Origin of the sequence: Rhodanobacter caeni (assembly GCF_039523575.1) — a bacterium.
Lineage (GTDB): Bacteria > Pseudomonadota > Gammaproteobacteria > Xanthomonadales > Rhodanobacteraceae > Rhodanobacter > Rhodanobacter caeni.
The window spans coordinates 559,948-577,789 of the sequence record NZ_BAAAFO010000002.1; the positions used below are offsets into that span (position 1 = coordinate 559,948).

General features: G+C 69.3%; 18 protein-coding genes. 6 read left to right on the plus strand and 12 right to left on the minus strand.

All coding sequences use genetic code 11. From position 1 onward, the window contains the following. Nucleotides 1-87 precede the first annotated feature (87 nt). Complete coding sequence (locus ABD017_RS06945; protein WP_343882203.1) at nucleotides 88-1,026, minus strand: complex I NDUFA9 subunit family protein; 939 nt, start codon at nucleotides 1,024-1,026, stop codon at nucleotides 88-90. A gap of 2 nt (nucleotides 1,027-1,028) precedes the next feature. Then, entirely contained in the window at nucleotides 1,029-3,050 is a 2,022-nt protein-coding gene (locus ABD017_RS06950) for a transglycosylase SLT domain-containing protein (RefSeq protein ID WP_343881521.1), read from the minus strand. A 137-nt stretch (nucleotides 3,051-3,187) separates the two neighbouring features. Here ABD017_RS06950 and ABD017_RS06955 point away from each other — a divergent pair, with 137 nt between their 5' ends. Further along, nucleotides 3,188-4,783, plus strand: a complete 1,596-nt coding sequence (locus tag ABD017_RS06955) for a glycoside hydrolase family 17 protein (RefSeq protein WP_343881523.1) — start codon at nucleotides 3,188-3,190, stop codon at nucleotides 4,781-4,783. On the opposite strand, the gene ABD017_RS06960 is transcribed toward ABD017_RS06955, so the two are convergent. The 5 genes from ABD017_RS06960 to ABD017_RS06980 form a co-directional block, all read right to left on the minus strand. Then, on the minus strand, nucleotides 4,688-5,122 hold the full coding sequence (locus ABD017_RS06960) for a hypothetical protein (protein WP_343881525.1): 435 nt from the start codon (nucleotides 5,120-5,122) through the stop codon (nucleotides 4,688-4,690). The two genes, ABD017_RS06955 and ABD017_RS06960, sit on opposite strands and share 96 nt — an antisense overlap. Then, nucleotides 5,119-5,937, minus strand: a complete 819-nt coding sequence (locus ABD017_RS06965; RefSeq protein WP_343881527.1) for an endonuclease/exonuclease/phosphatase family protein — start codon at nucleotides 5,935-5,937, stop codon at nucleotides 5,119-5,121. The genes ABD017_RS06960 and ABD017_RS06965 overlap by 4 nt, the downstream gene beginning before the upstream one ends. Nucleotides 5,938-6,032: 95 nt before the next feature. Beyond that, the gene (locus tag ABD017_RS06970; protein WP_343881529.1) at nucleotides 6,033-6,689 is read right to left on the minus strand and encodes a thiol:disulfide interchange protein DsbA/DsbL; all 657 of its coding nucleotides are present in this window, start codon (nucleotides 6,687-6,689) and stop codon (nucleotides 6,033-6,035) included. A 49-nt stretch (nucleotides 6,690-6,738) separates the two neighbouring features. Further along, complete coding sequence (locus tag ABD017_RS06975) at nucleotides 6,739-7,626, minus strand: thiol:disulfide interchange protein DsbA/DsbL (RefSeq protein WP_343881531.1); 888 nt, start codon at nucleotides 7,624-7,626, stop codon at nucleotides 6,739-6,741. A 256-nt stretch (nucleotides 7,627-7,882) separates the two neighbouring features. Beyond that, a complete protein-coding gene (locus tag ABD017_RS06980; protein ID WP_343881533.1) occupies nucleotides 7,883-8,635 on the minus strand; it encodes a c-type cytochrome in 753 nt (250 codons plus the stop codon). A 113-nt stretch (nucleotides 8,636-8,748) separates the two neighbouring features. On the opposite strand from ABD017_RS06980, the gene yihA reads away from it, so the two are divergent. From yihA to ABD017_RS06995, 3 genes are all read left to right on the plus strand, one after another. Continuing rightward, nucleotides 8,749-9,402, plus strand: a complete 654-nt coding sequence (gene yihA, locus ABD017_RS06985) for a ribosome biogenesis GTP-binding protein YihA/YsxC (protein WP_343881535.1) — start codon at nucleotides 8,749-8,751, stop codon at nucleotides 9,400-9,402. Between the two features lie 15 nt (nucleotides 9,403-9,417). Beyond that, a complete protein-coding gene (locus ABD017_RS06990; protein WP_343881538.1) occupies nucleotides 9,418-10,107 on the plus strand; it encodes a thymidine kinase in 690 nt (229 codons plus the stop codon). 217 nt (nucleotides 10,108-10,324) lie between these two features. Further along, a complete protein-coding gene (locus tag ABD017_RS06995; protein ID WP_343881540.1) occupies nucleotides 10,325-11,089 on the plus strand; it encodes a hypothetical protein in 765 nt (254 codons plus the stop codon). 112 nt (nucleotides 11,090-11,201) lie between these two features. Here the strand turns inward: ABD017_RS06995 and mutM are convergent, their stop codons facing one another. From mutM to ABD017_RS07020, 5 genes are read right to left on the minus strand one after another with little or no spacing between them, the layout of a single operon-like run. Then, nucleotides 11,202-12,029, minus strand: a complete 828-nt coding sequence (gene mutM, locus ABD017_RS07000; RefSeq protein WP_343881542.1) for a bifunctional DNA-formamidopyrimidine glycosylase/DNA-(apurinic or apyrimidinic site) lyase — start codon at nucleotides 12,027-12,029, stop codon at nucleotides 11,202-11,204. Between the two features lie 13 nt (nucleotides 12,030-12,042). Continuing rightward, nucleotides 12,043-12,534, minus strand: coding sequence for a hypothetical protein (locus ABD017_RS07005; protein ID WP_343881544.1), 492 nt, complete (start codon nucleotides 12,532-12,534; stop codon nucleotides 12,043-12,045). A 1-nt stretch (nucleotide 12,535) separates the two neighbouring features. After that, complete coding sequence (locus ABD017_RS07010) at nucleotides 12,536-13,891, minus strand: GldG family protein (RefSeq protein WP_343881546.1); 1,356 nt, start codon at nucleotides 13,889-13,891, stop codon at nucleotides 12,536-12,538. Beyond that, nucleotides 13,891-14,661 carry an ABC transporter permease gene (locus ABD017_RS07015; RefSeq protein WP_343881548.1) on the minus strand — a complete coding sequence of 257 codons (771 nt, stop codon included), beginning with the start codon at nucleotides 14,659-14,661 and terminating at the stop codon, nucleotides 13,891-13,893. Before ABD017_RS07015 ends, ABD017_RS07010 begins: the two co-directional genes overlap by 1 nt. Further along, on the minus strand, nucleotides 14,658-15,419 hold the full coding sequence (locus ABD017_RS07020; RefSeq protein ID WP_343881550.1) for an ABC transporter ATP-binding protein: 762 nt from the start codon (nucleotides 15,417-15,419) through the stop codon (nucleotides 14,658-14,660). The genes ABD017_RS07015 and ABD017_RS07020 overlap by 4 nt, the downstream gene beginning before the upstream one ends. A 167-nt stretch (nucleotides 15,420-15,586) precedes the next feature. Here ABD017_RS07020 and ABD017_RS07025 point away from each other — a divergent pair, with 167 nt between their 5' ends. Both ABD017_RS07025 and ABD017_RS07030 read left to right on the plus strand, forming a co-directional pair. Further along, entirely contained in the window at nucleotides 15,587-16,783 is a 1,197-nt protein-coding gene (locus tag ABD017_RS07025; RefSeq protein WP_343881552.1) for a DesA family fatty acid desaturase, read from the plus strand. A gap of 209 nt (nucleotides 16,784-16,992) precedes the next feature. Continuing rightward, entirely contained in the window at nucleotides 16,993-17,760 is a 768-nt protein-coding gene (locus ABD017_RS07030; RefSeq protein ID WP_343881554.1) for a DpnI domain-containing protein, read from the plus strand. Nucleotides 17,761-17,842: the final 82 nt, after the last annotated feature.

The following is a 17,842-nucleotide window of genomic DNA, read 5'->3' on the forward strand; positions in this document are numbered from 1 at the left end:
TCCAGCAACTCGACGGCATTCGTAACTCCCCCTGGGTTGGTTGCCGGCAGGAAAGCCTGCCGCGCAAGACGATGGTGTGATGCAGGTTCAGCGCCGCAGCGAGCGCGCGGCGGACAGCCGCCGTTCCCGCGCGGGCGTCTCCAGCAGCCGCGGTGCCCACGCCGCGAAGGCTTGCGGCGTGATGCCCAGCATCGCATAGCCGTCGTGCCTGCCGACCGAATCGGTGCGCAGCGAGCGGAAGTTGTCCAGCGAGAAAGGCTTGCCCGGCAGCAGTTCGGCCACTTGCGCCTGCAGCCGGCCGAGGCCGTCGGGCAGCTCCAGGATCGGCGTGCGGTAACCGCCAGCGGCGCGGATCTGCCGCACGATCTCGCCCAGCGAAAGCACGTCGGGGCCGTAAAGCTCGAAGCAGCGCTCGCGGCCCAGTGCCGGGGTGTAGACGCAGCGGGCGATCGCGGTTGCCACGTCGCCCACCCAGGTCGGTGCCAGCCGCGCCCGCGCGCGGGCCAGCGGCAGCACCGGCAACCGGCGCAGCAGTCGCGCGAAGCGGGTGACCAGGCCGTCGCCGTCGCCGAACATCACGCTCGGTTGGTACAAGGTCCAGTCCAGCCCGGACTGGCGCACGCGGGCCTCCATCTGGCCGCGCGATTTCAGGTACAGCGACAGGCCCTGGCCGGCCTTCAGCGCGCTCATCTGGTGCAGTCGCGTCACGCCGTTGATGCGGCAGGCCTCGATCAGCTTCTCGACCAGCGCCACGTGCACATGCTCGAAGCTGTGGACGCCGCGGGGGTTGAGGATGCCGACCAGGTTGATCACCGCGTCAAAGCCGGCCAGCTCGCGTTGCAGGGTGGCTGGATCGTGCACGTCGGCGCTGCGCACCTGCACGCCGGGCAGCACGCCCAGCTCGCGGTGGCGGGCGCGGTTGCGGCTCAGCAGCACGATGGTGTGGCCGTCGGCCGCCAGCCGGGGCACCAGGTGGCGGCCGACGAAGCCGGTGCCGCCCAGCACGACCAGTCGCTGCGCCGGCATGCTCAAGGCGCGTCCGTCGCTGCCGCCGACGCCGCGGCGGACGGGCAGGCAATGGTCTTGCGCGGTGCGTTCGCGGTGGCCATCGCATACGGCTGCCCGATGGTGCTGAGGCGCGTCGTCAGCGGCGTCACCGTGCCGTTGAGGCGCCAGTCGTAGATCACGCTGAAGGCCATCACGCGGGCCACGTATTCGCGCGTTTCCTTGTACGGGATGCTGGCAATGAACACGTCCGGTGCCAGCGTGCCGCGCGCGGCCAGCCACTGGTCGACGCGGTTGGGACCGGCGTTGTACGCCGCGCTGGCCAGCCATGGCGAGCCGTCGAAGCGCGCGGCCATGTGGGCCAGGTAGCGCGTGCCCAGCGCGATGTTGGTGGCCGGGTCGTACAGCGTGTCGCCGCCGCCCCAGGTCATGCCGTTGCGGCGCGCCACCAGGGCGCCGGTTTCGGGCAGCAGCTGCATCAGGCCGCGGGCGTCGGCACCGGAGCGGGCGTCGCTCATCCATGCGCTCTCGGCGCGCAGGATGCCGTAGGCCCAGGCAGGATCGATCCCGGCCGCTTCGGCCTGGGGCACCAGGCCGTCCTGGCTGGCCAGCGGAAAGCGCAGGTCGTACAGGCGCAAGGCGTCGCCGCTGCTGAAGGCGAATACGGCCCGGTCGTACCAGCCGCGCTGGTTGGCGAGCGCGGCGGCGACCCGCACGGTGGCCTGATCGGCGCCCTGCAGGGCGCGGTTCCATTCGCGCCGGGCCGGTTTGGGCAGATCGACCGCGAACAGCTCGAACGCGCGTTGCAGCCCGGGCAGCGCCAGCAGCGATGCCTGCGCCGCGGGATCGTCGGCCAGCGTCAGCGGGCAGATGGCGTACGGCTGGTCCAGCGCGTCGGCGGCCAGGAAACCGAAGAAGGTGGCCTCGTCCGCCAGCGTGCGGAATTGCGCCTGTGCACCGGCGGTGTCTCCCTGCGCCGCCAGCGCGCGGCCGCGGAAGTAGCGCCATTCGCCGTCCTGGCGCAGCGCCGCCGGCATCGCGTCGATCGCCGCGATCACCGCCGGCCAGTTTTGCCGCGCCAGCGCCACGCGGGCGCGCCATTCGTAGGTGCCGTCGGTTTGCGCGGCGGCGGGCAGGGCAATCAGCCGCGCCAGTGCCTGGTCGTCGAAATCGGTGGCGTGGAACAGGGCCAGCGTGGCCAGGATGTGGTTGCGCTGCGCCTCGCTGAACGGGAAGCGGGCCTGCAGCGCCTGCCACGCCGCGTCGGCGCTGGTGGTCTGGCGCCTTGCCAGGCGGGTCAGGGCCAGCGTGGCCGCGCGGGTATCGCGCACGCCGGTGCCCCAGTTGGGCGCGGCCGCCACCGCGGCGGCGGGGTCGCGCCAGGCCTGGGCCAGGTGCAGCGCGGTGGGTCGATCCGCGGCCGGCAGCCACGACGCCAGGCTGGCGACCGTGCCGGCCTTGCCGGCTTCGGCGGCGCGATCGATCCGCTCCCACAAGCGCGCGGTGGTGAGCAGGCCCTGGTCGTGCGCGGCAGCCAGCACCGGGTCGCAGGCGCCGGGCAGATCGGGCTTGGCCCACAGTGCGGCCAGGTCACGCTGGAAATCGAGCGCACCGCCGCCGGCCAGCCGTGCCTGCAACGCGTCGCAGGCCAGCGCATCGCCCAGGCCGGGCTGGTACAACGCGGTGAAGCCGGCCCAATCCTTGCGCCGCGCCAGCTCGCGCAGGAAATCGCGGCGCAGGTCGGTAGCGGGGATCAGGTCGGGGTAGCTCGCCAGGTAATCCTCGACCGCGGCGCGATCGATCAGGCGGATGTCATGCTCCAGCGCCGCGGCCGGCAGGTACGGGTACAGCGGGTAGTCGTGCAGGCCGGCCGCCAGCGCGCGCCAGCTGGGATCACCCTGATTGGCGGCGGCGTAGGCCTGCCTGAACGCGATGCGCTGCGCATCGATGGATGCCGCAGCCTGCGCAGGGGAGGTCGCCAGCAACGCGCCGGCCACGGCTAGCAACCCGCAGAAAAAGCGCCGTGGCGCTGCACTCGAAAACATGAAAGCTCCTCTTCGGCCGATCCCCAGTGTAGTGGATGCGTCCCGCACCGCCGCCGTGAAGGCGGTGGCGCGGGCACTGCTAAACTGGCGCGTTCCCGCGCTTCAACCCAGCCGCGCTTCAACCAGCAAGGATCGGCATGCCGTCCCCATCGTCGCCCCGCTACCGCCCGCAGGTATTTGCCTGGCTGGGCCTGCTGCTTGCCGCGCTGGCGATTGCCGCGGGCTGGTGGGTGGAGGGGCGCCCGGTGGCGTTGCCGGATGCGCCCTCGGCGCGAATTTCCTGCGTCTCCTATGCGCCGTTTCGCCAAGCGGGGGAAACCCCGCTCGATCCCCACGCCTTCATCAGCCCCGAGCGGATCGATGCCGACCTGCGGGTGCTGTCGCAGCGCTTCGACTGCGTGCGCACCTATTCGCAAGGGCAGGGCCTGAGCGCCGTGCCGCGGATCGCCGCGCGCCACGGCATGAAGGTGCTGATGGGGATCTGGCTGGGCGCCGATCCGCAGGCCAACGCCGAGCAGGTGCGCCTGGGCATCGCCGCGGCCAGGGAAACGCCGCAGGCCCTGCGCGGCGTGGTCGTGGGTAATGAAGTCCTGTTGCGCGGCGAGCTGTCCGCGACGGCGCTGGCCGGCTACGTGCGCCAGGTTCGCGACGCGGTGGACGCACCGGTGACCTACGCCGACGTGTGGGAGTTCTGGCTGCGTTATCCGCAGATGGCCGCGGCGGTGGACTTCATCACCATCCACATCCTGCCGTACTGGGAAGACAAGCCGGTGGCGCCGGAGCGCGCCGTGCGACACGTGGCCGAGGTCTACGCGCGGGTGCAGCAGGCGTTTCCCGGCCGGCGCGTGATGATCGGCGAAACCGGCTGGCCCAGCGCGGGGCGGCCGCGCCAGCAGGCCGCCGCCAGCGTGGTCAACGAGGCGCGCTACCTGCGCGAATTCCTGGGCTACGCGGCGACGGTGAACCTGCCGTACAACGTGATCGAGGCGTTCGACCAGCCGTGGAAGCGCGCGCAGGAAGGCACGGTCGGCGGCTACTGGGGCATCTACGACGCGCAGGCGCGTGCGAAATTCCCCATGCAGGGACCGGTGGTGGAGGAGCCGCGCTGGTGGCTCGGCGAAGCCGCGGCGGGCGTTGGTGCGCTGCTGTTCGTCTTGATCGGCGGCTGGCGCCGGCGTTGGCGCGGACGAGTGGCGCTGGTGCTGGCCGGCTGGGCCAGCGGCGGCGCGCTGGCGTGGCAGGCGCGGCAGATGATCTATGCCTGTCGCGATGCGTGGGAGTGGAGCCTTTCGATCATCGCCTGCCTTGGCGCGCTGGCTACCGCGCTGTGGCTGGCGCGCTGGATCGCGGCGCGGCTGGACGGCGAGGCGCGTGCGGAACTGCCAATGCTGCCCGTGCGATTCGGCTGGCTGTTCGCGCTGGCCTTCTACGGCTTGCTGCTGGTGTTCGATGGCCGCTACCGCGATTTTCCGCTGGGGCTGTTCGCGCTCCCTTGTGCGGGTTTTGCGCTGGCCGCGTGGCTGGGCCCGCGCGCGACGGTGGCGCCGCTGCCGGAGGCGCGGTTCCTGGCGGTCGCCCTGCTGGTGCTGGCCGCCATCGTGGTGGTGCAGGAGCGCGGGCTGAACCCGGCCAGCTGGCTATGGCTGGGGCTGAACCTGCTGCTTGCCGCGCCGGTGCTGCTGCGCTGGTGGCGCGTGGCGCGGTCGCGAGACCTGCCAGCGCAACAGGCGTAGGCAGCCGATCAGCAGCGCCAGCGCGCCCGCTTCGAAGCAGTAAAGCTCCAGCGCAAACGCGCCCAGCGCCGCGGCCAGCCAGGCGAGCCATGCGCTTGGGCGCAGCAGCGTCGCGACCGCGGCGACCAGCGCCGCGATGCCGTAGATGTCGTGCAGGAAACCCAGCACCAGCCATTGCCGCGCGGTGCACCACCACGGGCTGGCAGCGGCAGCGCACAACTGGCCGATCGCGCTGTTTTCGATCAGGCCGTAGCGCAGCATCGCGGCACCGGCGCCAACCAGGGCCAGCAGCAGCCAGGGCAGGGCGACTCGCCCGCGTCGTGCGGCAGCGGAGGTCATTGGCGGGGCGCGCTCAGCGCACGGCCCACGTTGGCCGGCAGCCGGATCTCCGCCGCCAGCGGCAGGTGATCGGAAAACGCCTGCGGCAACGCCCAGACCTTGTCCAGCACGATGCCGGGCGAGGTGATGATGTGGTCCAGCGCCCGCCGTGGCTTCCAGCTGGGAAACGTGGGCGTGGCCTGGGCCGGTGGTTGCAGGCTGCACTTGGAAAACAGCCGCGCCATCTCGGCGCTGCCCGGTTCGGTGTTGAGGTCGCCCATCAGTACCGCATGCGGAAAATCCTGCAGCAGCTCGGCGATGAACCCCAACTGCTGGGCGCGGGCCGCGGCGCTCAGCGACAGGTGGGCGATCATCACCGCCAGCGCGTCGCGGCCTTCGCCGAATTGCGCCAGCAGGGCGCCGCGGCCGGGGATGCGGCTGGGCAGCGGGTAATCCAGCACCGCGTGCGGCTCCATCCGGCTGATCAGGCCGTTGGCCGAATGCGCCAGCCGCGCCATCGGGCGGTTGGGCTGGTGGCTCCAGAACGGCATGCCGGCGGTTTCCGCCAGATAGCGGGTCTGGTTGAGGAAGCCCGAGCGCAGGCTGCCGGCGTCGGCTTCCTGCAGCCCGATCACGTCGAACTGCGGCAGCACCTCGGCCAGCCGGTCCAGGTTGTCCATCTTGCTGCGCCCGGGCAGTACCGCGCTGATGCTGCGGGTGACGTATTCGCGGTAGCGCTGCACGCTGCCGCCGGCCAGGATGTTGCAGCTGAGCAGGCGCAGGCGACGTTCGGCGCCAGGGGCAACGCTGCTGTCGGAAGGTACGGCGCGGGTCATCGCATCACATCACGGGAAAGAGGCGTTCGGTTTGCCGATGCTGTGCCAGGCATGTAGCAGCGAACGTGAACGCGGTGCGCCGTCCGCTGCCGGGCCTACTTTTTCGCAGCCAGTTCACGCTTGGCCAGCCACAGCGCCACCGCGGCCATTTCTTCCTGGGTCTTCACCCCGGTGATGCGGTATTTGCCATCCACCACGATGGTGGGGGTGCTGTCCACCTGCCAGTGCCGGATCAGGTCCAGGTCGCTCTTCATCGCGGCCGTGGCGGCGTCGGAGTTGGCGATGCGCAGGAACTCGGCGCGGTCCACACCCTGGCGCGCGTAGAAGTCGGCCAGATCCTCCAGCGAGTTGATCGGATAGTTCTGCTTGAACTTGGCGTCGAACAGCGCCAGGTGCGTGCGCTCGACCACGCCCAATTGCCTGGCGGCGTAATAGGCACGCGCATACGGCTCCCACTCGGCGCTGAACGGCGCGGGCAGCAGCTTGAACATCACGCCGGCCGGCAACTCCTTGCGCAGCTTGTCGGCCAGCGGCGCGAAGTGGGCGCAGTGCACGCAGCCGTAGGAGAACACCTCCACCACCTCGACCTTGCCCTTGTCGTCGAGCCGCTGGTGCGGCGCCGGCAGCGTCACGTATTCCGAGCCCTCGGCATACGGCGCGGGCGAGGCGGGGCCGGGCTGCGCAGTGCAGGCGGCGGTGAGCATGAGGCCGGCAGCCAGGGTCAGTACACGCAAGCGGGAAAACATCGTCATGTCACCTCTCGATGGTGATGGCCTCGCGGCCGCCTCGAATGCCCGGGGTCTACTTGCCGGCGGCTTCCTTCGCCACCAGCCAGCGGGTCAACTCGACTGTCTGCGCATAGCCGCCGGCGCTGCCGACGGTGTAGCGGTACTTGCCGTTGACCACCATGGTGGGCGTCTGTTCAATGCCCAGCGCCTTCACGCGCTCGTCGGCGCGCTTCATTTTCAGATTGGTGGCGAAGGAGGCGGCTACCGCCTCGAACTCCTTCGGGTCCACCCCGAACGGCGCGTAAACCTTGGCCGCATCGGCGATCGTCGGCAGCGCGCTGGCAGGCTTGAGGCCGGTGCCGGCGGGGTTCATCGCGCTCAGCTCGCGGGTCTTCCACACCGCGTCGTACATGGCATCGTTGCCTTTTTCGGCCACGCCCAGCGCCTGCGCGGTGAAATACGCGCGCTGCAGCATCACCCAGTTTTCCGGCGGATTGAACGAGGCCGGCAGGTAGGTCATCACCGCATCGGCCGGCAGGCTGGCGGCGATCTGGTTGGCGGTGGGATGGAAGGCGTTGCAGGCCGGGCAACCGTAGGAGAAGACTTCGGTGACCTCGATCTTGCCGGGGTGGCTGGTGGGCTGGGCCGGTTCGATCAGGAAGTAGTTCTTGCCCTCGACCCACTTGCCGTCATCGACGAACGGCGGCGCATTGCTGGCGACGGTGGCGGCTGCCGCAGGCTGGTCCGGGGTTTCCGGTGCCGGCGCGGTACTGGCCACGGCGGGGGCCATGACGGTGGTGGTGGTCACCGCCGGCGCGGGCGCCACGCTGGCCGGTGCCGTGGGCGCGGCGGCGGTGGCGGCGGCCACGGGAGCAGCGGGTGGGGCGCTGGTGTCGCTGGAATTGCTGCAGGCCGCGAGGGCGAACAGGGCGGCGCAGAGAAGCGGCAGACGTTTCAACATGGATCACCTCGACAGGGGTGGCGCCACGGCAGCGAGCGCCAGGGTGGGGGCCCAAACCGAAAGCGCCGGCCCAGGAGCGTGGGCGGTAGAAACCAAGTGAGCGAGGCAAAGCGGTTTTGCGTCAGTTTTTTCGATCGTTTGAGGCGAACAGCCGTAGCTATTCAACGAAAAGGAGCGGAAAAAAATGGCCAAAACCGCGAAGCCACAGCCACTTGTGTTTCTGCCGTCCACGCTCCTGGGGCCGGCGCGCGGGGAATCAGGGTTGGGCGGTCGATTCGGTGTCGGCGCTGTGCAGCCCTTCGATGTAGCTGGCCAGTGCGGCGATGTCCTTGGCGTCGAGCTTGGCGGCGATCGACGGCATGATCTTCGCGCGCGCATCGTCGCCCCAGGTGGTGCCGTCGTGCCAGGCTTTCAGCGTGGCTTCCACGTACTGCGCGTGCTGCCCGGCCAGGTGCGGATACATCGCGCCGGGGTTGCCGCTGCCGTCGATCGAATGGCAGGCCATGCAGGCCGGGATGCCGCGGCTGGAATCGCCCTGGCGGTACAGCGTCTCGCCCTGCTCGACCAGCGCCTGGTCGGCCACGCCGGGCAGTGGCTTCTGGCTGGCGAAGTAGGCGCCCAGGTCGTGCATGTCCTGCTCGGAGAGCGGCGCGGCCATGCCCATCATGATCGGGTTCTGACGCTTGCCGGATTTGAAATCGGTCAGCTGGCGCACGATGTACTGCTCGCTCTGGCCGGCCAGCTTCGGGTACTGCGCGTCGGCCGAGTTGCCGTCCATGCCGTGGCAGGCGCCGCAGACGGCAGCCTTGGCCTGGCCGGCGGTGGCGTCGCCCGGTTTTACGGCGGCAGCGGGTGCGGCAGCCACGGCCGGCGCGGCGGCGGGCTGGGCGGCCGTGGTGGCGGCAGCCGGCTGGGCATCCTGCGCCGTGGCCGTGCCGGACAGCACCAGGGCAAGGGCTACGGCAGCCCCGAGAACAGCAGGCCGAAAACCGGCGGACCGAAAACTCATACAATTGACTCCCGAGAGACTGCAGACACTGCCGTTGATTGCGCCCATGGGCCCGCGATCGGCAGAAACCGCAGAATTATCCCTGCGCCACCGTACCTTGGTCAAACCGCCCCATGTCGAATCCCCTACAGGGCGCGCAGTTCGTGCTCGCCGCCCATCGCATCAGCCAGCTTCCCGCCGATCGGGGCGCAGAGGTGGCGTTCGCGGGCCGCTCCAACGCCGGCAAATCCAGCGCGCTGAATGCGTTGACCAACCACAAGGGTTTGGCGCGCACGTCGAAGACGCCCGGGCGCACCCAGCAGATGGTGGCGTTCGGCCTGCCGCCGGTGGCCGTCGAGGGCCAGCCGCCGCTCGACGCACGGCTGATCGACCTGCCCGGCTACGGCTACGCCAAGGTGCCGCTGGAGATGCGCGAGCACTGGAAGCTGGAGATCGACGCCTACCTGCACCAGCGCCGCAGCCTGCGCGGACTGGTGCTGATCGTCGACATCCGCCATCCGCTGAAGGAATTCGACCGGATGATGCTGGCGTTCTGTTTCGCCACCCAGTTGCCTTGCCACGTGCTGCTGACCAAGGCCGACAAGCTGTCGCGCAACCAGGCCATGCAGGCGCTGGCCGCCTTGCGCAGGGAGTTCGCCGACAACAGCCCGCACGCCACCGCGCAGATTTTCTCGTCCGCCGCCAGCACGGGTGTCGATGAAGCGCGCGAGGCGGTGATGACCCTGCTGCGCACGCCGCGCGAAACGCATCCGGCCGGCGACCGCTGACGCCCGCGCTGCGCCATGGCCAAGCTCTATTTCTATTACTCGGCAATGAACGCCGGCAAGACCACCACGCTGCTGCAGAGCGCGTACAACTACCGCGAGCGCGGCATGCGCACGCTGATCCTGAAGCCGGATGTGGATACCCGCACGGACGGCGCGCCCTCATCCGGCCCTGCGGGCCACCTTCTCCCGCAAGCGGGAGAAGGAAACGGGGCGATGGTTTCCTCGCGTATCGGGCTTCGCGCCCAAGCGCACCGGTTCGGGGGCGACGAGAACCTGCTGGCGCTGGTGCAGGCCGACATCGCGGCCCACGGCCCGCTGCATTGCGTGTTCGTCGACGAGGCGCAGTTCCTGGCCAAGGCGCAGGTATGGCAGCTCAGCGAGGTGGTCGACCAGTTGCGCATCCCGGTGCTGGCGTATGGCCTGCGTACCGATTTCCGCGGCGAACCGTTCGAGGGCAGCGCCTACCTGCTGGCCTGGGCCGACGAGCTGCAGGAGATCAAGACCATCTGCCATACCGGCAGCAAGGCCACCATGGTGGTGCGCGTGGACGAGCACGGCCGCGCCGTCACCGACGGCCCGCAGGTTGAGATCGGCGGCAACGAGCGCTATGTGTCGGTGAGCCGCGCCGAGTTCAAGAAGATCAGCCGGGGCGAGGGCTTCATCGAGTTGCAGCAACCCGTGTTGCCACTGGGCGAGCCGCAATGATGTTGCCGCGATCACCCGACGGCGACGGTACGGTCGCTAGTTTGGCCGACTTCCCACGCCCCAAGGATGGCCCGAACAAGTCGTCATCCCAGCGAAAGCTGGGATCCAGCGCCTCGGTAACTTCTTGAAGGCACTGGATTCCAGCGTTCGCTGGAATGACGAGCAAAGGCTTGTTCAGGCTTTCCCAGACCGTTTTCGCATCCCGAAGGAATCCCGCATGACCGAGACAAGCCCCGCCTGGCCGCGCCCGTACTGGACCCCGGGCGACGAGAAAGCCGTGCTGGTGTTCTACGTGTTCGGCAAGTTCGACGCGGAGCTGGTGATCCCGTCGATGCGCTACCAGAGTCCGGGCCTGCCCGAAGGCGTCGAGATCCAGCGCTTCCAGAACGCGGTGCTGCGCCAGTGGGACGGCTATCCGCTGCAGGGCGCGCTGGGCGAAGTCCTGCACGCCGAGAATCCCGAGGTGGCGCAGCAGGCGCGCATTGCGCCCGAGGTGCTGGTGGTGCGCGGCGAAATCGAGGATCGCAACAACCTCGACTACCTGCACGACACGCTGGGCGTGCTGGCTGCCCTGCTCGACGTGGGCGGCACCTCGATCCTCGATCCGCAGATCCTCAGCCTGTTCAGCGCCGAGCAGTGGCGCCAGCGCTACCTGGTGCCGGGCGGCGCGCCGCCGCGCAACCACGTGCTGATCCTGTGCAACGCCGATGAGGTGCCCGACCGCTCCTGGGTGCGCACCCGCGGCATGCGCAAGTTCGGCCGGCCCGACCTCAGTGTGCGCAACGTGCCGGAGAACGAGCTGGGTCGCGCCGGCAGCATGTGCGAGCGGCTGATGGAGTTCCTGTCGATGGGCGGCCATTTCCGTGCCGGCCAGGAACTCGCCGTCGACGGCCTCTCCGCCGACATGGTGGCCGAGCCCGGCGGCAGCGCCACCGACCCCCAGTTCAACAACACCCACGTGGCCTTCCGCTGGCCCGATTGAGGCTTTGCCGGAACGCAAACACCCTGTAGGAGCGGCTTCAGCCGCGACCGCCTTTGCCTTTGGCCTGGTGAAAGCGTCGCGACTGAAGTCGCTCCTGCATGGGCTTGCGCGCCTACTTTTGGCAGCGCGGGCACCAGAACGTGGAGCGCTGCCCCAGCACCACCTGCCGGATCGGCGTGCCGCAGACATGGCAGGGCTCGCCCGCGCGGCCGTAGACGTTGAGCTCGCGAAAGAAATAGCCAGGCGCACCGTCGGGGCTGATGAAGTCGCGCAAGGTGGTGCCGCCGCGTTCGATTGCCCAGGCCAGGATGCGTTTCACCTCGGCGGCCAGCCGCGCATAGCGCATGCGCGACACCGTGCCGGCGGCGCGGCGCGGGTCGATGCCGGCAGCGAACAGCGCCTCGCTGGCGTAGATGTTGCCCACGCCCACGACGATCGCGTTGTCCATCAGGAACAGCTTCACCGCCGCCTTGCGGCCACGCGAGCGGCGCCACAGCAGGTCGCCGTCGAAGGCATCGGTCAGCGGTTCGGGGCCGAGGCCCGCAAGCAGTTCGTGGGTTTCGCCCGGCGCCTGCCACAGCAGGCAGCCGAAGCGGCGCGGATCGGTGAAGCGCAGGATGCGCCGCGCCTGTGTGGGCGTGCGTTCCAGCGCGATGTCCACGTGATCGTGCTTGCCCACCGGCGCGTCCGGCGGCAGCACGCGCAGCACGCCGCTCATGCCCAGGTGCAGCAACGCACTGCCCGCTTCGGTGTGCAGCAACAGGTATTTCGCGCGCCGCTCCACCGCCTCGATGAGCTGGCCCGGCAGCAAGGCGGTGATCTGCGGCGGGATTGGCCAGCGCAGGTCGGCGCGGCGCAGGGTGACGCCCAGCACGCGGCGGCCGATCAGGTACGGCGCGATGCCGCGACGGGTGGTTTCGACTTCGGGCAGTTCGGGCACGGGTGGTTCGCGGTCAATGCAGGTCGGTGACGTGGCCGGTGGGTGGCCGCGGCGTGTAGTGGGCGGGTATCAGCGCAATGCGATCGCCCACGCGCACGTAGCGCTGCGGACCGGTGACCGAGGTTTCGCCGAACTCGATTCGCTGGCCGTTCAAGGTGAGCACCGCCGCGGGCGGCGCCAGGCCGATTTTCGCGGGCTGGAAATCGCTGGCCTGCCGCCAGCTCAGCACCCTGGCGGCGGCGGTATCGGCCAGTTCGGCGAGACGCCCGTCATCGCTGCGGTGGGGCGTGCCGTCCACGGCCCACCAGTGACCGTCGCGCTTTTCGTAGTGCATCGCTGGCGCGCCCGAAACCGCCAGTGCGACGTGATCGACCGCGGCCGGATCCAGTGCCAGCAAGCTGCCGGGTGTGGCCTGCGCCTCGCGACGCCATTGCCATCCCGCCACGGCCAGCAGTGCGACCACCACGGCCAGCAGGGCAAGGCGTCGGCGACTGGCGCGCGTCATCTCAGCGCCGCCGCCGACGCCACACGATGGCGCCGCCGATCAGCAGCAACAGCAGCGGCAGCACCACGATGAAGCCCACGCTGATCGCATTGAGCCCGCCCTGCGAGATCTGCAGCAGCCGGTCCGGCGCGCCACGCGGCGGCAGGTCCACCAGTTTGTCGTCGCCCAGCAGCCAGTCGAACACGCGCTCGCCCAGCGCCCGGTTGCCGCCATTGCCGAGGAAGGTATTGGAGAGGAAATCGCCGTCGCCGATCACCACCGCGCGCTGCTCGCTCTTGTCCGGGCTGGGCGACAGCCGGCTCAGCGCCAGTCCGAAATCCAGCGGCCCCTTCAGTTCGCCGGCGGCCGCGTCGAAGCGGATGTTCGAGGTGGCATCGTTCGCGATCGGCTGGAACTCGGTCCAACTTTGCGGGCCCGAGCGCAGGAACGGCGCCACCGCCCAGTCGCGCTGGCTGACCTGCGCCAGCGCGGACGCCTGCGGAAACAGCGTGGTGAAGGTGAAGCCGCGGGTGATCGCGTGCGCCGGGTAGTCGCCGCGCGTGATGATGCGCGGATCGTGCAGGCCCAGCGCGGCGCCGGAACCGTCGACCAGCACGCCGGGCAGCACGTGCACGCCCAGCGCGTCGGCCAGCGGGTCGAGACCCAGCGTGTCGTTGGCCGGTTCGGTCAGCCACAGCAGGTTGCCGCCGCGTTGCAGGTAGTCGACCAGCGCCTGCACCGCGCCGCTCGGCAGCGCCAGCGTGGGACTGGCCAGCACCACCAGATCGGTGTGCTCGGGCACCGCGCCGACCTGGCTGAAATTCAGCGGCACCGCGCGCATGCCGCGGCTTTCCAGCTGCGCCATGAAGGTGCCCATGTCCGCATTCGCCTTGCCGTCGGCGCGCCGCTCGCCGTCGCCGGTGACGAAGGCCACCATGCGGTCGCTGCCGCGGATCAGCCGCTCCAGCGCATTGGTGAGGCTGCGCTCGGAAAGCTCGTCCAGCCGCTGCTCGCGCTCGCCGTAGCGGATGATCAGCGCGCCGTCCACGGTGATGCCCAGCTCGCGCATCGCGGCCGGGTCCTGTTGCGGATCGACGAAGCGCAACTTCAGGTCGGGCTTCACCGCCTGGTAGCGCTGCAGGAAGCCGGCCACGGTCTGGCGCAGGTCGCCTTGCGGGCTGGCATAGCTGGTGATTTCCACCGGGCCGTCCAGCCGCGCCAGCACCGCACGGCTTTGCGCCGACAGGCTGGTGCGGCCGCCGGCGGTCCAGTCCGAGACATGGGCGAAACGCGTGCTGAGAAAGCCCAGCGCGCCGGCGGCCAGCAACAGCATCATGGCAAACAACCAGCCGTCCAGACGTCTGAACACGGCGCGCATCAGCCGCGCTCCCGCTCGGTGTCGAGCCGGCGTGACGCCAGCGCCAGCAGCACCGCGATCAGCAGCGCGAACCAGGCAATATCGGCGGTGGACACCAGCCCGCGCAGCAGCGGCTGCTCATGCGTGCTCATCGCCAGCCAGTTCAGTACCCCGCCGTTGATGCCGGCCATCTGCGCGCCCACGTTCACGCTCCACAATGCCAGCGCGATGATCAGCGCCGCCGCGGCGGCGATCGCCGGATGCGAGGCAAAGGCGGAGCAGGCCACGCCCAGCGCCGCCAGCGCCGCCAGCATCAGCGCCAGGCCCAGCGTGGCGGCGGCCAGCTTGCCCCAGTCCAGGTCGGTGGCGTGCGCCAGGGCCAGCGGCATCGCCAGCGTCAACGCCAGCCACGACAGCAGCCACAACAACAGCGCCAGGTATTTGCCCAGCACGATGCGCGAGGCGGGCAGGCCAGCGGCGAACAGCAGCGGCAAGGTACCGTTGCGCCGCTCGCCGGCGATCGCCGTCATGCCCAGCAACGGCACCACCAGGAAGGACAGCTGCGCCAGCTGGCCCAGCAGCGGCACCGCGACCAGGTCGGTGAAGCCCGGGCCATCCGGCAAGGCGGCGCGCTGCACCTGGCCGGCCAGGAAACCGCCCAGCAGCAGGGTGAAATTCCACGCCAGCCAGGCCAGCGTCAGCGCCGCCAGCACCCACGCCAGCGGACGCACCACCATGCGCCGCCACTCCAGCCGCGCCACCGCGAACGTGCCCGCCACGGCGCCGCTCATGCGGCGCGCGCCGCGGCGTCGCCGTGCATCGCGATCTCGAAGAAGGTGCGTTCCAGCGCCTGGTGATCGTCCGCCTGCACCGGGCCGTCGTGGCGCAGGCAGCCGTCGTGCAGGATCGCCACGCGATCGCAGACGGCGGTGACCTCGGCCAGCAGGTGGGTGGACAGGATCACCGCGGTGCCCGCCGCGGCCTGTTCCCGGATCAAGCCGCGCAAGGCCACCGCCTGCACCGGATCGAGCGCGTTGGCCGGCTCGTCCAGCACCAGCAACGCGGGCCGGTGTACCAGCGCGCAGGCCAGCCCCAGGCGCTGGCGCTGGCCCTGCGAAAGCACGCCGGCCAGGCGCCGGGCCAGCGGCTGCAGTTCCAGCCGTTCGATCGCCGCGGTGCAGGCATTGCGCTGCGCCGCGCCGTTCAGGCCGCGCAGTCGGGCATGCGCGGCCAGATGCTCGGCCACCGTCAGCTCGGCCCACAGCGGCGCGCGCTCGGGCAGCCAGCCCAGCAGGGTGCGCGTCAGTTCGGGTTGCTCCCGCGTGTCGATCCCGCCGAGGCGGATGCTGCCGCTGTCGGGCCGCAAGGCACCGGCAATCATCGACAAGGTGGTGGATTTGCCCGCCCCGTTGACGCCGAGCAGGCCCAGCACCTGGCCCGGCTGCAGGCTCAGGCTCAGCTCCTGGACGGCGGCGCGGCCGGCGCGACGGCGGCTGATCCGGTCCAGTTGCAGGAGGGGCGCGCAGGCGCCGGTGGGCGAGGTGGTCATTGCATGATTGTCACGGCGCCCCCACTGATAGACAACAGGCCACGGATGCGCCGAAGCTAACGACGGGTTAGCGTTTCCCCCTTGACCGACTGGTATCATTGTGTTTCGCGCAGGCGCGCGGCCAGTCCCGCTCCCGTTGCTCCGTCCACTTCCCGGTAATTCCTTTTATGCTCGACGCGGTACTCGATTTCCTCAACGACGGCCTCACCGGCGCCAGCTGGGTGCAGAAGCTGGTCTACCTGCTGATCGTCACCCAGCTCACCATCTTCACCGTGACGCTGTACCTGCATCGCAGCCAGACCCATCGCGGCGTGGATTTCCACCCCGCGCTGGCGCACTTTTTCCGTTTCTGGGGCTGGCTCACCACCGGCATGGTCACCCGCGAGTGGGTGGCGGTGCACCGCAAGCACCACGCCAAGGTCGAGACGGCCGAAGACCCGCACAGCCCGATGATCTACGGCATCAAGAAGGTGTTCTGGGACGGCGTGTCGCTGTACCGCGACGCCTGCGAGTCGAAGGCCGACATGGAACAGTACGGCCGCGGCACGCCCAACGACTGGGTCGAGAACAAGGTCTATGGCGCGCATCCGTACTGGGGCCCGGCCCTGATGCTGGTGATCAGCGTGGCGCTGTTCGGCGTGATCGGCGCGGCCATGTGGGCGCTGCAGATGGTGTGGATTCCGTTCTGGGCCGCCGGCTTCGTCAACGGCATCGGTCACTGGGCCGGCTACCGCAACTTCGAAAGCGCCGACACCGCGCGCAACCTGATCCCGTGGGGTTTCTGGATCGGCGGCGAAGAGCTGCACAACAATCATCATGCGTTCCCCAGCTCGGCGAAGTTCGCCCTGCGCAAGTGGGAGTTCGACATCGGCTGGGCAGCGATCTGCGGCCTGCGCGCCGTGGGCCTGGCCAAGGTGCTGCGCGTGGCGCCGTCGCTGGACGTGCGGCCCAACGTGCGCCTGCCCGACGCCGACACGCTGAAGGCCGTGCTCACCCACCGCTTCCAGGCCATGACCGACTACTACCGCGGCGTGATCGTGCCCACCCTGCGCGACGAGGCGCAGCACGCCGGCGACAACCTCAAGTCCGTGCCGCGCCGCATGCGCCGCGCCCTGGCCGACGGCGGCCGCTGGCTGGACAACGACAGCAGCGCGAAACTGCAGGCCGTGCTGGCCCGCCGCCCCACCCTGCAAACCGTCTGCGACTTCCGCAACCGCCTGGCGGCCCTGATGGAACAGCGCGGCGCCGACCAGGCGCTGAAGGGTCTGCAGCAGTGGATCCACGAAGCCGAGGAAAGCGGCATCCGCGCGCTGCAGGAGTTCGCGCAGCGGCTGAAGGGGTATACGGTCGCCAACGCGGCCTGAGTCCCACGATATTGTCGTTTGCACAAAGCCCGCCATTGGCGGGCTTTGCTTTTGGTCGGCGCAGCCAGCGCGATCCGCCCCGCTGAAATACGGGGCCGGCTCGTCACAATTTGAGCTGCACAGTGAGAGTCTGGTTACGTTCCGGAAGTAGAAGCCGCCCCACGACCGGCTATCTTGCGTTGTTGCCCCATCCGCGAGGACCTGGTTCAGTGGATCTGAACCTCGATACGTCTCTCGCCGCGCAGTACAAGGGTGCGACACAGTGGGCGCGCGTAGTTACTGAGCATTGGGTAAGTTCCCAACTTTTCTGCCCGAACTGTGGGCAGTCGCTCGAATCCTACCCGAACAACACGCCGGTCACCGATTTCCTCTGTCTGACCTGCGACGAACAGTTCGAGCTGAAGTCCAAGCACGGCCCATTCGGTCCCCGGATAGTGGACGGCGCCTATGCTGCCATGCTGCGCCGATTACGGAGCAACCAAGCTCCTAACCTCCTCGGCCTAACCTATGACCGAGCACAAGGCCGGGTTCGCAACCTCTTCGTGATTCCCAGCCAGTTTTTCGTACCCGAGATCATCGAGCCCCGTAAACCACTTGCGTCGACGGCGCGCCGCGCCGGATGGGTTGGCTGCAATATCCTCGTTCAAAGAGTCCCCCCGGCCGGCCGGGTCAACATCATTGCCGACGGTGTCGCAATCGCCAAAGATGACGTTTTGAAGGCTTGGCGGCGCACGTTGTTCCTGAGGGAGCAATCGCGGCTCGAAAAGCGCGGATGGCTTCTCGACGTGATGAATTGCGTCGAGCGGCTCGAAAAACCGCAATTTCAGTTAAGCGACGTGTATCAGCACGAAGACTCGATCGCTCGATTGCACCCCAATAACAGGCACGTAAGAGCCAAAATTCGGCAGCAGCTTCAGTTCCTGCGCGACGCCGGATTTCTGGAATTCCTGGGGCGAGGTCGATACAAGGTGCGATAGCCAGATCGTTTCAAGCGTTGTCCCGAGCCATCTTTTCTGGTCGCGCCACGCCACACTGCTCTCCGACCAGTTGCATGCCAAC

What these genes read in the sequence shown, in the direction of transcription:
- ABD017_RS06945 (WP_343882203.1), bottom strand. Translation starts at nt 1,026, where the DNA reads ATGCCGGCGCAGCGACTGGTCGTGCTGGGCGGCACCGGCTTCGTCGGC.
- ABD017_RS06950 (WP_343881521.1), bottom strand. Translation starts at nt 3,050, where the DNA reads ATGTTTTCGAGTGCAGCGCCACGGCGCTTTTTCTGCGGGTTGCTAGCC.
- ABD017_RS06955 (WP_343881523.1), top strand. Translation starts at nt 3,188, where the DNA reads ATGCCGTCCCCATCGTCGCCCCGCTACCGCCCGCAGGTATTTGCCTGG.
- ABD017_RS06960 (WP_343881525.1), bottom strand. Translation starts at nt 5,122, where the DNA reads ATGACCTCCGCTGCCGCACGACGCGGGCGAGTCGCCCTGCCCTGGCTG.
- ABD017_RS06965 (WP_343881527.1), bottom strand. Translation starts at nt 5,937, where the DNA reads ATGACCCGCGCCGTACCTTCCGACAGCAGCGTTGCCCCTGGCGCCGAA.
- ABD017_RS06970 (WP_343881529.1), bottom strand. Translation starts at nt 6,689, where the DNA reads ATGACGATGTTTTCCCGCTTGCGTGTACTGACCCTGGCTGCCGGCCTC.
- ABD017_RS06975 (WP_343881531.1), bottom strand. Translation starts at nt 7,626, where the DNA reads ATGTTGAAACGTCTGCCGCTTCTCTGCGCCGCCCTGTTCGCCCTCGCG.
- ABD017_RS06980 (WP_343881533.1), bottom strand. Translation starts at nt 8,635, where the DNA reads ATGAGTTTTCGGTCCGCCGGTTTTCGGCCTGCTGTTCTCGGGGCTGCC.
- yihA (WP_343881535.1), top strand. Translation starts at nt 8,749, where the DNA reads ATGTCGAATCCCCTACAGGGCGCGCAGTTCGTGCTCGCCGCCCATCGC.
- ABD017_RS06990 (WP_343881538.1), top strand. Translation starts at nt 9,418, where the DNA reads ATGGCCAAGCTCTATTTCTATTACTCGGCAATGAACGCCGGCAAGACC.
- ABD017_RS06995 (WP_343881540.1), top strand. Translation starts at nt 10,325, where the DNA reads ATGACCGAGACAAGCCCCGCCTGGCCGCGCCCGTACTGGACCCCGGGC.
- ABD017_RS07005 (WP_343881544.1), bottom strand. Translation starts at nt 12,534, where the DNA reads ATGACGCGCGCCAGTCGCCGACGCCTTGCCCTGCTGGCCGTGGTGGTC.
- ABD017_RS07010 (WP_343881546.1), bottom strand. Translation starts at nt 13,891, where the DNA reads ATGCGCGCCGTGTTCAGACGTCTGGACGGCTGGTTGTTTGCCATGATG.
- ABD017_RS07015 (WP_343881548.1), bottom strand. Translation starts at nt 14,661, where the DNA reads ATGAGCGGCGCCGTGGCGGGCACGTTCGCGGTGGCGCGGCTGGAGTGG.
- ABD017_RS07020 (WP_343881550.1), bottom strand. Translation starts at nt 15,419, where the DNA reads ATGACCACCTCGCCCACCGGCGCCTGCGCGCCCCTCCTGCAACTGGAC.
- ABD017_RS07025 (WP_343881552.1), top strand. Translation starts at nt 15,587, where the DNA reads ATGCTCGACGCGGTACTCGATTTCCTCAACGACGGCCTCACCGGCGCC.